At 42.2% G+C, this 16,075-nt stretch carries 15 protein-coding genes; all 15 read left to right on the top strand.

The window, feature by feature from the left end:
* The first annotated feature begins 99 nt into the window (after positions 1 to 99).
* The 15 genes from ndhC to M5U24_RS10535 all read left to right on the top strand — a co-directional run bounded on the left by ndhC (position 100) and on the right by M5U24_RS10535 (position 16,058).
* A complete protein-coding gene (gene ndhC / locus M5U24_RS10605) occupies positions 100 to 453 on the top strand; it encodes an NADH-quinone oxidoreductase subunit A (protein ID WP_099325613.1) in 354 nt (117 codons plus the stop codon).
* Entirely contained in the window at positions 444 to 911 is a 468-nt protein-coding gene (locus M5U24_RS10600; RefSeq protein ID WP_099325614.1) for an NADH-quinone oxidoreductase subunit B, read from the top strand. Before ndhC ends, M5U24_RS10600 begins: the two co-directional genes overlap by 10 nt.
* Before the next feature lie 24 nt (positions 912 to 935).
* Positions 936 to 1,436 carry an NADH-quinone oxidoreductase subunit C gene (locus M5U24_RS10595; RefSeq protein WP_099325615.1) on the top strand — a complete coding sequence of 167 codons (501 nt, stop codon included), beginning with the start codon at positions 936 to 938 and terminating at the stop codon, positions 1,434 to 1,436.
* Positions 1,433 to 2,623 carry an NADH dehydrogenase (quinone) subunit D gene (nuoD, locus tag M5U24_RS10590; RefSeq protein ID WP_099325616.1) on the top strand — a complete coding sequence of 397 codons (1,191 nt, stop codon included), beginning with the start codon at positions 1,433 to 1,435 and terminating at the stop codon, positions 2,621 to 2,623. Before M5U24_RS10595 ends, nuoD begins: the two co-directional genes overlap by 4 nt.
* Positions 2,624 to 2,631: 8 nt before the next feature.
* Positions 2,632 to 3,126 (top strand): NADH-quinone oxidoreductase subunit NuoE, encoded by a 495-nt coding sequence (gene nuoE / locus M5U24_RS10585; RefSeq protein WP_099325617.1) that lies wholly within the window; start codon positions 2,632 to 2,634, stop codon positions 3,124 to 3,126.
* Between the two features lie 393 nt (positions 3,127 to 3,519).
* Positions 3,520 to 5,370 carry an NADH-quinone oxidoreductase subunit NuoF gene (locus M5U24_RS10580; protein WP_099325618.1) on the top strand — a complete coding sequence of 617 codons (1,851 nt, stop codon included), beginning with the start codon at positions 3,520 to 3,522 and terminating at the stop codon, positions 5,368 to 5,370.
* On the top strand, positions 5,367 to 8,039 hold the full coding sequence (locus M5U24_RS10575; RefSeq protein ID WP_099325619.1) for a molybdopterin-dependent oxidoreductase: 2,673 nt from the start codon (positions 5,367 to 5,369) through the stop codon (positions 8,037 to 8,039). The genes M5U24_RS10580 and M5U24_RS10575 overlap by 4 nt, the downstream gene beginning before the upstream one ends.
* Positions 8,040 to 8,526: 487 nt before the next feature.
* Positions 8,527 to 8,865 (top strand): hypothetical protein, encoded by a 339-nt coding sequence (locus M5U24_RS10570; protein ID WP_099325620.1) that lies wholly within the window; start codon positions 8,527 to 8,529, stop codon positions 8,863 to 8,865.
* A gap of 414 nt (positions 8,866 to 9,279) precedes the next feature.
* Positions 9,280 to 9,567, top strand: a complete 288-nt coding sequence (locus tag M5U24_RS10565) for a hypothetical protein (RefSeq protein WP_099325622.1) — start codon at positions 9,280 to 9,282, stop codon at positions 9,565 to 9,567.
* Positions 9,560 to 10,558, top strand: a complete 999-nt coding sequence (nuoH, locus tag M5U24_RS10560) for an NADH-quinone oxidoreductase subunit NuoH (protein ID WP_099325623.1) — start codon at positions 9,560 to 9,562, stop codon at positions 10,556 to 10,558. Before M5U24_RS10565 ends, nuoH begins: the two co-directional genes overlap by 8 nt.
* A complete protein-coding gene (locus M5U24_RS10555; RefSeq protein ID WP_099325624.1) occupies positions 10,555 to 10,974 on the top strand; it encodes an NADH-quinone oxidoreductase subunit I in 420 nt (139 codons plus the stop codon). Before nuoH ends, M5U24_RS10555 begins: the two co-directional genes overlap by 4 nt.
* Positions 10,975 to 10,992: 18 nt before the next feature.
* Positions 10,993 to 11,502: an NADH-quinone oxidoreductase subunit J gene (locus tag M5U24_RS10550; RefSeq protein ID WP_099325625.1), complete on the top strand. Its 510-nt coding sequence runs from the start codon at positions 10,993 to 10,995 to the stop codon at positions 11,500 to 11,502.
* Position 11,503: 1 nt separating this feature from the next.
* Positions 11,504 to 11,806, top strand: coding sequence for an NADH-quinone oxidoreductase subunit NuoK (nuoK, locus tag M5U24_RS10545; protein ID WP_099325626.1), 303 nt, complete (start codon positions 11,504 to 11,506; stop codon positions 11,804 to 11,806).
* A 7-nt stretch (positions 11,807 to 11,813) separates the two neighbouring features.
* The gene (nuoL, locus tag M5U24_RS10540; RefSeq protein ID WP_099325627.1) at positions 11,814 to 13,742 is read left to right on the top strand and encodes an NADH-quinone oxidoreductase subunit L; all 1,929 of its coding nucleotides are present in this window, start codon (positions 11,814 to 11,816) and stop codon (positions 13,740 to 13,742) included.
* A 732-nt stretch (positions 13,743 to 14,474) separates the two neighbouring features.
* Positions 14,475 to 16,058, top strand: a complete 1,584-nt coding sequence (locus M5U24_RS10535; RefSeq protein ID WP_099325628.1) for an NADH-quinone oxidoreductase subunit M — start codon at positions 14,475 to 14,477, stop codon at positions 16,056 to 16,058.
* The last annotated feature ends 17 nt before the right edge of the window (positions 16,059 to 16,075 follow it).

Below are 16,075 nucleotides of genomic sequence, written 5' to 3'. Positions count from 1 at the left end.
TGTCTCATTTCTTTGTTGGAAAGGGGTATTATTTCTTACTGTTTAACTTTCGTTAAAACTTTTTGACTTTTTCATAAATAGTTCTATAATCCCGGTCAAATGATACAATATCTGCCCATTTTAATTTTATTCTTTGTAGCACTCGGTTTTGCACTAACCAATGTAGGGATTTCAGAGATCCTTGGCAGGAAAAAACCATCCGAAGAAAAACTTACTCCTTACGAATGCGGCGTTGAGCCGGTGGGGTCCGCGCACGAACGTTTTTCCGTAAAGTTTTACCTGATTGCAATGCTTTTTGTTGTATTTGATATAGAGGTTATCTTTATGTATCCATGGGCAGTTGCCTTTAAGTCATTAAAGCTTTTTGGATTCATTGAAATGGTGATATTTATTGGCATATTGCTTATTTGTTATTTATACATTTGGAAAAGGGGGGGATTGGAATGGGAATAGAGAGCCATCTGGGTGATAATATTCTGACAACCACCTTGACAACAATGGTAAATTGGGCAAGAAAATCCTCTCTTTGGCCAATGCCCTTTGGTTTGGCTTGTTGTGCAATAGAGATGATGGCCGTTGTAGCGCCGCGTCATGACCTTGCACGTTTCGGCGCCGAAGTGTTTCGATTCTCTCCGCGGCAGTCAGATCTAATGATTGTTGCGGGTACGCTTACCTATAAAATGGCCTCAGTGGCGAAGAAGATATACGAACAAATGCCTGAGCCTAAATGGGTTGTTGCGATGGGCGCTTGTGCTGTTTCCGGGGGGGTATTTAACACGTACAGCGTTGTACAGGGACTTGAACAAGTAATACCGGTGGATGTTTATCTTCCGGGCTGTCCGCCGAGACCCGAGGCGTTGATTCATGCTATCATGGAAATACAGAAGAAAATCCAGAAAGGATCACTATAAAAGAATATTTCAAAGTATGCCGCGATGAATAATGATTCAATTATTACATTAGTGAAATCTCATTTCCCAGAAGCGATAACCGATTGTTATGATTTTCGTGGGGAATTGACGTTTGTTATAAAAAAAGAACACATTATGCAGGTAGCTGAGTTTTTTAAGAAAAACGAGGAGCTTGAGTGTGATTATTTGTCCGATGTATGTGGCGTTGATAAAATTGAAACAAATGGTGTTTTTGAGGTAGTATATCACCTGTATTCTATGCAAAAGAAACACAGAGTGCGTCTTAAAGTTCCCGTTCCCTCTGATAATCCAACCATTTCAACTGTTACTCATATCTGGAAAACGGCAAACTGGCACGAAAGAGAAACTTATGACATGTTTGGCATTCAGTTTCAGGGTCACCCCGACCTGAGGAAGATACTCATGCCGGAAGATTTTGAAGGCCATCCATTGCGGAAAGATTATCCCATAGATGGAAGACAGCCTGCGAGCCTGAGAGCTATCTACAGAAAGGATGAAGCATGACTACGGCTACTTCCGCAAAAACCACTCATATGATGTCCATCAATATGGGACCCCAGCATCCGAGTACTCATGGCGTGCTCCGGTTAATACTCGAGATGGATGGCGAAACCATTACAAAGGCGGCGCCTGATATTGGATTTCTGCACAGGGGCGTGGAAAAACTAGCAGAATACAAGACATATCATCAATTCATTCCCCTTACCGACCGCCTTGATTACGTGGCGCCTTTCTCAAATAATTTAGCGTATGCGCTTGCGGTTGAAAAATTAATCGGCGTTGAAATTCCCGAAAGAGCGCAGCATATAAGGGTTATGCTTTGCGAACTTACAAGGATATCTTCCCATTTATTGTGGCTGGCCACGCATGCCCTTGATTTAGGGGCAATGACGGTTTTCTTTTATTGTTTCCGCGAACGGGAAACGCTTTACGATATTTTCGAGATGGTTTCCGGTTCGAGAATGAATCTTTCCTATATACGGATTGGCGGTGTTGCGCACGATTTGCCCGGAGGTTTTCTGAAAAGCGTTGAAAAGTTCGTGAATGAATTTCCTTCAAAACTGAAGGAATATGAAATACTATTAAAAGATAATCCGATTTGGAAAAAACGCACAATTGGCGTTGGTTATATTTCCCCGGAAGAAGCGATTGATTACGGGTTGAGCGGGCCGAGTTTAAGAGGTTCCGGGGTGGACTGGGACGTAAGAAAGGCAGAACCTTATTCCAGTTATGACAAATACGATTTTAACGTTCCACTGGGAGTGCATGGCGATGTGTACGACAGATACCGTGTGCGTATTGAGGAAATGATTCAAAGCAACAACATTGTTAAACAGGCCTTGGATATTCTTCCGAAAGGAGATCACATTGCCCATGCCCCGGCTGTTGCATTGCCGGCAAAAGAAGCGGTGGAAACAAACATGGAGGCTATGATTCACCATTTTAAATTAATTACCGATGGCATTTGCCCGCCAAAAGGCGAAGTCTATTCATGTGTGGAAGCCCCGAAAGGGGAATTGGGATTTTATATCGTCAGCGACGGTTCGAACCGTCCCTATCGTTTAAAAATCAGGCCGCCGTCTTTTGTAAATCTTGAGGCGTTGCCAAAAATGGTGGAAGGAAAGATGCTGCCCGACGTCGTTGCCGTAATCGGGAGTTTAGATATAGTTTTGGGTGAAATTGATCGTTAAAAACAAAAATGGCTGAAACAAATATACAATCCGCTGAGAATGAAGCATTATATCTTTCTAAGACAGAAGATGTTTTAGAAAAGTATAAACACGGCAGGGGCTCGCTCATTCCCATCTTGCAGACGATACAGACGGCATATGGTTATTTGCCGGAGAAGGTTGTTGATTTTGTTTCGGAAAGATTGAATATAAGCGTGAATGAGATAATCGGTGTTGCGACATTTTACGCCCAGTTTCATATGAGACCACGCGGCAGGCATATCATTAAGGCATGCAGCGGAACTGCATGTCATGTAAAAGGCGCAAAGCAAATTATTGAAAAACTGGGCAAAAAACTGGACATTCCTGTAGGGGAGACAACAAAAGATACAATGTTTACCCTCGAAGAGGTGGCTTGTTTGGGCGCCTGTTCGCTTGCGCCGGTTATAATGGTGGATGAAGATGTTTATGGCCAACTGTCGCATAATACCGTTGGGAATATAATAGACGAGATAAAGGGTTAGAGCTTGTGGGTAGTTTCTTTGCATTTTTTGCAGTACATTTAATTCCCAAATTCCAAGCTCAATTTATACACTACAAATTATAAAGAGCAATAAAGTAAGATAAATCAATGTCTTTTCGACTAATTGAATTCTTTAAACATGTTATGTATAGTGTATATTGTATACACTACACGAATAGTTTATGTTTTTATTAAAGGAAGCGAAAACTATTGAATATACAGGCTTTCCGCATATATATTCAATGTAGTGTATAAAATTAGCTTCGAAGTCAGGTTAATTGTGAAATCCGAAGTTGCCAGTCTACAGACTGCCGACTGGAGACTGCCGGTTGCAGGTTGCAGATTTTCTTATTTGTTTGGTTCTGGCTTGTCCTTGTTGAGGAGTTTCTGCTAAATGGTTCTTGACGAAAGGTCTGAAGGTTCAAAAGTGGATGCAATGCCCGCCAGGGCCAGGATAATTGTTGGCATGGGAACATGTGGCATTGGCGCTGGCGCGAGGGGGGTATTAAAAAGTATCGAAAGCGAACTTGCCAAACAACAGATTCAGGCGGATATTGTTCATACAGGGTGCATTGGTTTATGTTCCTATGAAGTACTTGTTGATATAATAATCCCTGGCCGTACCAGGGTAACGTATAAAAATGTGAAGCCGCAGACCGTCCCTCTGTTATTGGAGGAACACGTAAGAAAAGGGGAAATTGTTAAAAACCATGTATTGTCTCAAATGGTTGCGGAAGAGGGGTGCGAAGAGCCATATCCGCTAGTTCCTTTTTTTGATGAACTGATCATTAATAGACCGCAGCGCAAGCAGATTTTGAGGAATTGCGGCTACATTGACCCTGATAGCATTGAGGAATATATTGCCCGCGGCGGGTATGAAGCCCTTAAAAAAGTACTAAAGACAATGAGTCCGGAGCAGGTGATTGAGGAAGTGTCTAAGTCAGGTTTGAGAGGAAGAGGGGGCGGTGGGTTTTCTACCGGCAATAAGTGGGCGTCGTGTGCAAAATATTCTACCGATGAAAAGTTTGTTATCTGTAATGCTGACGAGGGCGACCCTGGTGCATTTATGGACAGAAGTCTACTGGAGGGTGACCCGCACGCAGTCCTTGAGGGCATGATTATTGGCGGATACGCCATTGGCGCAACCAGTGGTTACATATATATCCGTGCGGAATATCCTCTGGCGGTTAGAAGGATTAAGCATACTATTGAGCAGGCAGGAAAATATGGGTTTTTGGGTGAGAATATTTTGGGCAGCGGATACAGCTTAAATATTTACATAAAGGAAGGCGCAGGTGCTTTTGTCTGCGGAGAGTCCACGGCATTACAATATTCAATAGAAGGCAAGCGGGGAATGCCGCGCACAAGGCCCCCTCAATCTGTAGAGGCGGGACTGTGGGATAAGCCAACTGTGTTAAATAATGTGGAAACCTTTGCGAATGTCCCTCTTGTAATGAATAAGGGGGCAGGTTGGTATGCTCAGATGGGAACAGACAAAAGCAAAGGTACGAAGATATTTTCATTAACGGGGAAAATAAAACATCCGGGCCTTGTAGAAGTTCCCATGGGCACAACTATCCGGCAAATCGTATTTGATATAGGAGGGGGGATTCCCAGGAAAAGACGGTTTAAAGCCGTTCAGATTGGAGGGCCTTCCGGCGGTTGTTTGCCTGAATCATTGCTGGATTTTCCTATCGACTACGAATCATTATTGGAAATTGGCGCGATGATGGGTTCAGGTAGTTTTGTAGTGGTGGATGACGGCACCTGTATGGTGGAAATGGCTCGCTTTTTTATGGATTTTTGCGCACGGGAATCATGCGGAAAATGTCCTCCATGCAGAATAGGCACAACCCTTATGCTTGATATACTTACGCGGATTACTCAGGGAATGGGTGAAGAGGGCGATATTGCAATGCTTGAAGAGATGTGCGGAGAGGTGAAGACCATGTCCCTTTGCGGTCTTGGGCAATCAGCGCCCAATCCAATCAAGTCCACTTTGCGGTATTTTAAAGACGAATATATCGCTCACATCAGAGACAAAATTTGCCCCACCGCCACATGTACGGCGTTGCACAGGTATGAGGTTATCCCCGATAAATGCACTAAATGCCAGGTCTGTATACGTAATTGTCCTGTCAAAGCAATCAGTGGCAGCAAGACGGAAGTTGCTTTTATTGATAAAGCAAAGTGTATTAAATGTAATGTGTGTTACGAAAAATGTAATTTCCTGGCAATAAAATGAAAATTATCCATCTGACAATAGATGATAAATCAATCGTAGCGCCTGAAGGCACAAATATTTTTCAGGCGGCATTGGACAATAATATTTATATTCCAGGCCTGTGCTACCATCCAAAACTATCCCAGTTTGGCGGATGCAGGCTTTGTTATGTTGAAGTTACTGAAAGGAATCAAACAAGACGCCGTTTCGCCTGTGCACATCCGGTATCCGAGGGGATGAGCGTAAAAGTAAATACAGCAGAAGTGAATCGCCATAGAAAAGCGGTAATGGAATACCTGCTTGCTCATCATGAACTTGCCTGCCCCACCTGTAATAAATCCGGAGAATGCGGACTGCAAAATATTGCCCATGAACAGGAATCCCCTCTGGGAAGATTCAAGACGGCAAGGATGTCTGCTCCGGTAATTCGGGATAATCCGGTTTTGGAATTAAACAGAAACCGGTGCGTTTTGTGCGGACGCTGTGTAAACGCCTGCAAGGAAATAGAGGGTGTTGGCGCCATAGACTTCCAGAACCGCGGGTTCAGAACGGTTATTGGAACCGCCTTTGACAGGCCATTGGATTGCAGTTTTTGCGGAGGGTGTCTGGCTGTGTGCCCGACAGGTGCTTGGCAGGACAGAACGCTGAAGTTCAGCGGCAGGTCGTGGGAATTCGAGGGTTTTCAGACAATTTGCCCATATTGTTCCGTTGGCTGCACAATTGTTTTAAATACAAAAAATGGAAGCGTCAGGCGCGTGCTTTCCGAAGATAAACTGGGAATAAATGAGGGAAATCTTTGTGTGAAGGGAAGGTTCGGGCATGAATTTATTCATTCCCCTGAACGAATAACCACCCCATTGATAAAAAAGAATGGTGAATTTCAGGCTGTCCGGTGGGAAGAGGCGATTGGGTTTGTGTCGGAGACGCTTGGACGAATTATTGAAAAACATGGCAGCAATACGATAGGCGGCATCGGTTCTGAAAAATGTACCAACGAGGAAGATTACCTTTTTCAGAAATTTTGCAGAACGGTACTGAGGACAAATTGTATTGACAACATAGCAAATATGAGGGCGCCATTCTTAAATAGCGTTTTATATAAATCAGTTGAAAGCGGGTTTGCAGCCGCTCCATTGAAGGAAATCGAAAATGCCGGCACCCTGTTCTTTTTTGGCGTGGATATTACCGAGGCACTTCCCGTCATAGGATGCATGGCAAGGAAGGCAATAAAATTGAATAACGCAAATGTGGTGATCGCCAACCCGCGCACTATCATTTTTAAAAATACCGCCCCAAATGAAGCGCGACTAAACTATTCTTTGGGAAGTCAGCATATATTGCTCAACGCAATAATCAAAGTTATTGTTGAGGATAAACTTGTTGATATTAAAAAGTTAGAGTCTTCGGCAAGTAATCTTAGCGATTTACGTTTAGCGGTAGAAAATCTTAGTTTAATTGATGTTGAACGATTGACGGGAGTTTCGCCTGAAATGATACGCAACGCTGCCGGATTGCTGGCGAAACCGGGCAACTGTTGCATTGTTTACGGCAAAGACGTTATTGAAGACCCGCTTGGTGCGGATACCATAAAAACGCTGTTAGACCTTTGCACATTGATTGATATTTCCAATCGTAGTGAAATTCATCCTGGCAGGGTGTCTCTTTTCTGTGCAAGATATCATAATAATTCGCAGGGGGTAAACGATATGGGAGTCGTTCCGGAATCATTACCCGGTTATCTTGATATAAACGATGCATCGAATAAGGAGAGAATTGAAGAATTGTGGGGCGTAAAATTTTCTGAAGATCTTTTATCAAAAAAACCCTTAAATCTGATTGACGCCGCAAAAAATGGGAGCATAAAATCGCTTTACGTAATGGGCGCAGATCCTGTCACGGAGTATCCGAACGGAAAAGAGATAAGAGATAGTTTTAAGAATATGGAATTTATTGTCGTTCAGGATTCATTTATGACGGAAACAGCAAAACAGGCAGATGTGATCTTCCCCTCTGCTACATTTGCCGAAAAAGAAGGTACTTATACCAGTATGGGATTGATCACGCAGCGATTAAACAAGGCTGTTTCACCTGTGGGTGAATCGAAGGCTGATTGGAAAATTATCTGCGATGTATCAGAAAAAATGGGACATGCTTTCCCCTATGCGAATGTAACGGAAATTGTGGATGAAATAAAAAAGGCAGCCCCTCTTTATTCATCCTTAAGTTATGACCGCCTGAAGCGAAAGGAATTTCACTGGCCTTCATCGTTTCCTGAAAAAAAAGAATCAAATACCTGCACGTTTTTTGCGATTCAGGGTAAATTCCTGAAAGTGAATGTAGAAAAAGAATTTCCTTTCATCGTAATGACAGGTGCAAGCCTGAATCACCATGGCGCTTATTCAGCAAAATCAAGGGCATTGGTTTCGATTGCCCCTGAATGTTGTGTAGAAATAAACGAAAAAGACGCAAAGGATATGCAGATTAAAAATGGGGATATGGTTATGGTTGAGTCGCGGGTGGGAAAATTAAAACTGAGAGCAAGGGTAACAAAGAAATCTCCTCCGGGCATAGTTTTTGTGCCAGATGCATATGCAGACTCACCTGTTAATATCTTGATATCTCAGGCATATACACCGGTGAAGATTTATACTGTTTCTGATTTGGTGTTACGCCTGAGCCAAGGTGAATAAAAAAAGGATGTAATAAAGTAGACATGGTGTTTTCGTTAAACGAATCCGCACGGGATTGCTATCCTCTTTCTGGCAGCAAGACAGTCACGAACAACAATGTGACTTATTTGCGTTTTGCCTATAAAATGGGCGGCAATTCCGGGCTGTTATTCGAATAGACTAATTGGCAACACTCCTTGGCGGATTCAGGTCTGCGACCTGAACCAATGGGTTTATATGTTAACAACGCTTTGTGCGAACGATGACGGGATCAACAATATAAAATTGAAGAAATTATGGGCAAAAAATGGGTTGCGTGGTGGACAGAAATCTTAATTATTGTAACACTTTAGTTTTTTGAAAAATTCCAATAATCGCAGTGTAGGGGCGAAGCATTTGCTGTAAATTGTCATAAATGCGTTCATGCCCAAACGAGCAAATGCTTCGCCCCTGCTTTTTCAAAAAACTAAAGTGTTCATAATTATCAGGCAAGAAAAGAGATAAAAATATGGGAAAAACTAAAATTACTAATGAACAGAAGCCACAATTTGTTCAAGGTATGCCTTTGCTTAATATTTATATTATCAAAGATAACGGAAAATATATGGTTAAATGTCCGGAACTGGACATAGTAACCGAAATGGATACCGCAGAACAAGCCTTAGATGCTATTTTAGAAATAATAAGAGAATATTCAGAAGATTACAGGAATCGTGAAGAAATATTTATCAAAAGCCCTAATAGGTTCCATCATAAGCCTTATGTCGATAAGGTCCTTGAATGTAAAGATAAATGGGAACTATGCGAACTGATAACGGTTAAATATGGCCATATATACATACGATGATATGCGGTTTGTACTTAAGAGATTGGGTTTTAATAAGATTAGAAGCCAAAAACATGAGACATGGGAAAGAATTACGGATGCGGGGACCGTATTACAGGTAAGATTAAGCCACAAAGGTAAACGAGATATATCTAAAGGGACCTTTAATGAGATGTTAAAACAAGCAGGTATTGATAAAAAAATGTTCAGAGATTTACTAAAAAAATAATACAAAAAGGAAAATATACCATACTAAAGAAAATATGCATGAATATTGTGCCTATTTTCTGTGACGGCAGGTTTCTCCTGTTGCCTGAGCGTGAGAGACAGTCAGGAGGAAACTCCTGACTGCATGGGGGTATAAAATGTGGGGTTCAAATTACAAATTTGAATCCGCGATAATCCGGATTTAAATGCAGTATTGAGGTTTTATACATGGCGAAAAAAGGACAAACGTTTTTCTGCGAGATATGCAAGCAAAAGGTTGTTGTTGTTGACGGAGGTTTTGGGGTGCTTGTATGTTGCGGCAAGGAAATGACCCTGGTTGGGAAGAAAGATATGATGTCTGTCTGGACGTCTGCGCATAAGTCTCCTGAGGAGGGAAGCGGGGTGCACTTTATCTGCGGAATATGCGGACAAAAGATAAATGTGATTTACGAAACGACTGGGATATTGGAATGTTGCGGACAAAGAATGATGATGGAAGAGGTTTCAAATGGATAGAAAGCTACTCATTTTTCTTATCATTGCATCCGTTAAGATTTTCATTGTCTTTAATGTAGTGCAACTAATGATTGTCTCAATGATCTGGTTTGAACGAAAGATATTGGCGCACATGCAGGTGCGTCTCGGCCCGATGCGCGTAGGATTCCATGGTATACTGCAGCCTATTGCAGACGGCATAAAGCTTTTGTTTAAAGAAGATATTATTCCCGCGAAGGCGGAAAAAATACTTTTTGTGCTGGCGCCGGTAATGACTTTGATCCCCGCGTTGTGTACGTTTGCCGTTATTCCCTTTGGAGGGGTAATCAATGTATTTGGACATCGTATAGATATGGTCATTACCGATATTAATGTGGGAATCCTTTATATTTTAGCGGTTTCTTCAATGGGTATTTATGGCATTGTTATGGCAGGCTGGTCATCGAATAATAAATATTCGTTGTTAGGGGGGATACGTTCCTCCGCTCAGATGATAAGTTACGAGTTAACTATAGGCCTTTCTCTCATTGGGGTTATCATGATGACCGGATCGTTGAGTATGGTGGATATTGTGAATGCCCAATCAAAAATGTGGAATCTTGTTTGGCAGCCTTTAGGTTTTCTCATCTATTTGATAAGCGCTATAGCAGAAGTAAACCGGTGCCCCTTTGATATCCCGGAGGCGGAGACAGAGCTTGTGGCAGGTTACCATACGGAATACAGCAGTATGAAGTTTTCCATGTTTTTTATGGCGGAATACGCAAATATGATAACAGTGTCTGCCATTGCGGTAACATTTTTTCTCGGCGGCTGGCATGGGCCGTTTTTGCCGGGGGTTGTTTGGTTTATGCTGAAATTGTCCTTCTGCCTTTTTGGTTTTATCTGGCTGAGGGCAACATTCCCAAGGCTTCGTTATGACCAGTTGATGCATTTTGGGTGGAAATTTCTGCTGCCACTTTCATTGTTTAATATTTTAGTAACAGGACTTATCATGGTTATTCGAGGACTATGATTTTACCGTTAGTGAAAGGTCTATTACTTACGTTAAAACGGTTTTTGAATCCGTTTACGTGTGTCACCGAAAGCTATCCTGATGCGAGGCCAAGGCTTGCCAAAAGATTCAGGGGATTGCCGGAACTGCAAATCGGTGAAGATGGGCGCGAAAAATGTGTTGCGTGCGGACTGTGCGCCAAAGTATGCCCTTCTCAGTGTATTTCCATAGAGGGTGCAGAGGATGAACAATTCAGAAGGTATCCGTCGATGTATGAACTGGATTCTTTCCGGTGTATATTTTGCGGTTTTTGCGAAGAGGCATGCCCTGAAAGGGCCATTCTTCTCGGGGACGTTTTTGAACTCGCCACTGACAAGAATAGCGGCGTTTTAGATAAAGAAAAATTACTGGAATCTGCCAGAAAAAGAAAATTATAGCATGGTAATTAAACTATAATGGAACCATATTTATTTTATGTAATGGCGGCGACTTCTGTAGTTGCGGCGCTCTACCTTATATTTGAGAAAAACCCTATATACTGCGCTTTATATCTGGTTTTTTCCTTTTTGAATATAGCGGTGCTGTATGTTTTGCTTGAGGCGCAGTTTATTGCCGCAGTGCAGATAATCGTATATACAGGGGCGATTATGGTCCTCTTCCTCTTTGTCATCATGTTATTAATGACGAACAGTGAACAAAAGCAGAAAGATGGCCTGCCTTTTCAGCGGATACCGGCAATGGTTCTGGGTCTCGTATTGCTTATTATTATGGGGTTGACGATCAAATCAAAGCTATTCCAGGGCAGGGAAGGGATTTATACTTCCGCAAAGGTCGAAAGCATAGGGCATACACAATTAGTTGGCAAACTATTATTCACCGATTACCTTTTGCCGTTTGAAATGACCTCTGTTTTATTATTTGTGGCCGTTATCGGGGCTATTATATTAGCGAAAAGGAAACAGTAATATGATTACGCTGACTCATTATTTAATTTTGAGCGCTATATTGTTTTCAATCGGGGTTGTCGGAGTACTTATAAGGAGAAACGCAATCATAATCTTTATGTGCATAGAGCTTATGCTGAATGCGGTAAATCTGTCGTTTGTGGCATTTGCCCATTATCTGCACTCTATGGAAGGGCAGATGTTTGTATTTTTTTCCATGACGGTTGCCGCTGCTGAAGCAACGGTTGGTTTGGCCATAATTATTGCAATATTCAGGAACAAAGAAACCGTTGATGTCGATGACATGAATATCATGAAGTGGTAGGGGGCCTATGCTTAATCTGGTTGCATTCATTTTGTTATTTCCCTTAATTGGTTCCGCAATTAACGGGTTTTTCGGCAGACGATTGCGTAAAGAATCGGTAGGATATATCGCCTGCGGGGCAACAGGCCTGTCCTTTTTCATTTCCGTAATTGTTTTCTGCGGACTTCTTTTCTTACCGCCGGAAGAACGTCTTTTTGAAAAACACCTGTTCGGTTGGATTCAATCCGGATCATTCAATGCAACAGCCGGGTTTCAGGTAGACCCTTTGTCCGCCCTGATGATTCTTATTGTGACTGGTGTTGGATTCCTGATTCACATCTATTCGATAGGGTACATGCATGAAGACAAGGGATATCACCGCTATTTCAGTTACCTTAACTTATTTACCTTTTCAATGCTATTGCTTGTACTGAGCAACAATTTCCTCCTCATGTTTGTTGGTTGGGAGGCGGTTGGGCTATGCTCTTACCTCCTTATCGGATTCTGGTTTGAGAAGAAATCCGCTTCTGATGCAGCGAAAAAGGCATTTGTCGTTAACCGCATAGGGGATTTTGGCTTTGCATTGGGCATTATGCTCATCTTTCTGACGTTTCACAGCATTGATTTCACGGAGGTTTTTAGTGCGGCGTCTCACGGGAAATTTGCCATTGGGAATATAACGATAACATTCATTACACTCCTCTTGTTTATGGGTGCGGCGGGAAAATCTGCGCAGATACCCTTATATACATGGCTGCCTGATGCAATGGAAGGCCCCACTCCGGTGAGCGCCCTTATACATGCAGCAACGATGGTAACGGCAGGTGTTTATATGGTTGCAAGGTGTAATGTTCTCTATATGTTGTCCCCTTTTACCATGACCGTGGTTGCTTGTATAGGGGCTGCCACGGCGTTGTTTGCTGCTTCAATCGGGCTCATGCAAAACGATATCAAACGCGTTTTGGCGTATTCAACGATCAGTCAGTTAGGTTATATGTTCCTTGCCTGCGGTGTTGGAGCGTTTACGGCAGGCGTTTTTCACCTTATGACGCATGCATTTTTTAAGGCGTTGTTGTTTCTCGGTTCTGGAAGTGTCATTCATGCCATGTCCGGCGAACAGGATATGAGAAAAATGGGTGGTTTGAAAAACCACATTCCGGTTACCTATAAAACATTTTTGATAGGCACAGTGGCTATTGCAGGTATTCCGCCTTTTGCGGGATTTTTCAGTAAGGATGAAATATTGCTGGAGGCGTTTGTACGGGGAAATATTATTTATTGGTCTATAGGTGCTGTTGCAGCGTTTTTAACGGCATTTTATATGTTTCGCCTGTTGTTTATGACGTTTCATGGAGAATCACGTGTCGATCCTCATGTGAAAGAACATTTGCACGAATCTCCCAGGAACATGACGACCCCTTTAATAATACTGGCAGGTCTTTCCATAATAGGCGGTTTTTTCGGGATACCTGGTGCAAGCGCCTTGAATCATTTTCTATCTCCAGTGTTCGGAGGACATGGTCATGGGGAAATGCACGGCTCTGAAGCAGGCGGACATCATGGCGGGGGGCTTCCCTATCTTATGATGGTGGTCTCAACCCTTATTGCTGTCGGGGGTATTTGGCTTGCATATCAAATGTATGTGAAAAAACAGGCACTTCCCAAAAAGCTGGCAGAACGGTTTGCGTTGCCTTATAAAGTCTTGTTAAACAAGTATTATATTGACGAAATATATGACGCCGTATTTGTCAACCCTGTGAAAAAGATCTCTGTTCAGTTATGGAAGCGGGTTGATGCGATGATGATTGACGGTTCAGTAAACGGAATTGCACGTTTCTTTGTCGGGATAAGCAATGTCTTTCGCCTCTTTCAAACAGGTTATGTGCGTAATTACGCATTTTATATTGTGGTTGGATGTATTTTTATTCTCATACTGACGACGTGGTTAAATAAATGAGGTTTGTGGCAACAATTTCGTGCCGTGAAAAATTAAAAATGCCTGCTCCAAAGCTTCGGTTTGGGGCACAAGCCAATGTTTGACGGAAATGTTTACGCTGAATAGTTAGTGTGTAAGGCGGATTAGGGGTACATTTTGATTGTTAAACCCGTTCTTATACAAAAAAAAGGAAACAGAGAAAATGAAATCTATATATAAAATTACCATTCCAAAACGTATCACCGAAGGTGAAGAGCTTATAGTGATTCGCCGCCAGGAATATGATTAGCTAGTAAAACGTCTTGCTGAAGTTAAGGATGCTTTGGCTAAGATAAGGAACAGGTACAGAAGCTTGTCTTGCTAATCCCGGAAGAGAGTATTAAAGAATACAAAAATGCTGCCCAAATAAGGAAGGCGTATATGAAGGCTACGAAAGATTTTCATCCGGCATAATAAATGTTAATTCATAAAACTAAAGATTTTATTGAAGAATTAGCAGGATTGCCCGCTGAGATAGGAAAATTTTATAGAAAACAGTAGGCTATTTTCAAGAAAAATTGGCTCGATCAAAGATTGCATACAAAAAGGCTTAAGGAGTTTTCTGGAGTTTATTCTTTCTGGATTACCATCCGTTATCGGGCATTATTTTATTTCAGAGATGCAGAAGCAGTATTCTTTTCCGTAGGTCATTGAAAGGATATTTATAATGAGTAAATCTAAAAAGGGTTCGTATAATAATACCGGAATGTTCAAATGAATTTGCCAATTCTTACATTAATTACTTTTCTTCCGATTGTTGGGGTTCTCTTAATCCTTTCATTCGATTCCCGGCATAAAGAGTTGATAAGGGTAACGTCCCTTCTTGTCTCTGTAGTCACATTTCTGATTTCTGTTCCGTTATATTTTGCCTTCGATGCGAACACGTACGATATGCAATTTGTCGAAAAATTGCGATGGATACCTTCATTTGGAGTTTCTTACCATCTTGGCATCGATGGAATCAGCCTTTTCATGGTGCTTTTGACGACCTTTATTACTCCCATTGCCATTTTTGCGTCATGGAATGTAAAACGTAACGTGAAGGAATACATGATTGCCATGCTGGTGCTTGAGACGGGTATGGTCGGAGTTTTTGTTTCTCTGGACGTATTTTTATTTTATGTGTTCTGGGAACTTATGCTGATACCCATGTATCTCATTATTGGTATCTGGGGTGGGCAGAGAAGGATTTATGCCGCAATAAAGTTTTTTGTCTATACAATGGCAGGCAGCGTATTTATGCTGCTGGCGATAATCGGATTATTTTTCCTGAATCATAAAGCAACGGGAGAATATACGTTTAACCTGCTGGAATTTTATCGGCTGGATATTTCCTATGCCGTTCAGTTCTGGCTGTTTTTGGCATTTTTTCTGGCCTTTGCCATCAAAGTGCCAATGTTTCCCTTGCATACATGGCTGCCGGATGCCCATGTCGAAGCCCCGACTGCGGGGAGCGTCATCCTGGCGGGTGTTTTACTAAAAATGGGCACGTATGGATTTATCAGATTTTGTCTGCCACTCTTCCCGGAGGTAAGCCACTCGTTTATCCCGGTTATTTCATGGATGGCCATCGTTGGCATTATCTACGGGGCGCTTGTTGCAATGGTACAGGACGACCTTAAGAAACTTGTAGCATATTCAAGCGTAAGCCATTTGGGGTTTGTTATGCTGGGCATATTTGCCTTTAATATTCAGGGCATTGAAGGCGGCATTACGCAGATGATAAACCATGGACTGAGCACGGGTGCTCTGTTCCTTATTGTCGGGATGCTTTACGATAGAAGGCACACGCGTTTAATCTCTGACTATGGGGGATTGACGAAACAAATCCCCGTTTTTGCCATCCTGTTTATGATTGTTACGTTTTCTTCAATAGGCCTTCCCGGTTTAAACGGTTTTGTCGGCGAATTTCTGATCTTGGTGGGGGTGTTTAAATCACGCATTTTATACGCATCAATTGCTACTTCCGGAATAATCCTTGCCGCTATATACATGCTATGGATGTTTCAAAGGGTTATGTTTCACAATATTACCCATGAGGAGAATAAGACGTTGAAAGATGTGAGCAGCCGTGAATTGGCTATTATGATTCCCATTGTGCTGATGATATTCTGGATAGGCATTTATCCTAACTCATTTTTGAGAAAAATGGATAGTTCCGTAAAACATCTTCTGGAACAGGTGGAAAGGAAAGTGCCTGTTGTGTTTAATATGCAAAAACAGGAAACCCATGATACGCGGCATGGCAGGAGTATTCCTAAAATTGATATCGTTCCGGAGAACGAAACTGAATGGTAGCAGCGGGGCAACTTATC

Origin of the sequence: Candidatus Kuenenia sp. (assembly GCF_027493735.1) — a bacterium.
Lineage (GTDB): Bacteria > Planctomycetota > Brocadiia > Brocadiales > Brocadiaceae > Kuenenia > Kuenenia stuttgartiensis_A.
Note: the sequence above shows the minus strand (reverse complement) of the source record. Positions and strands in the feature narration are given on the sequence as shown.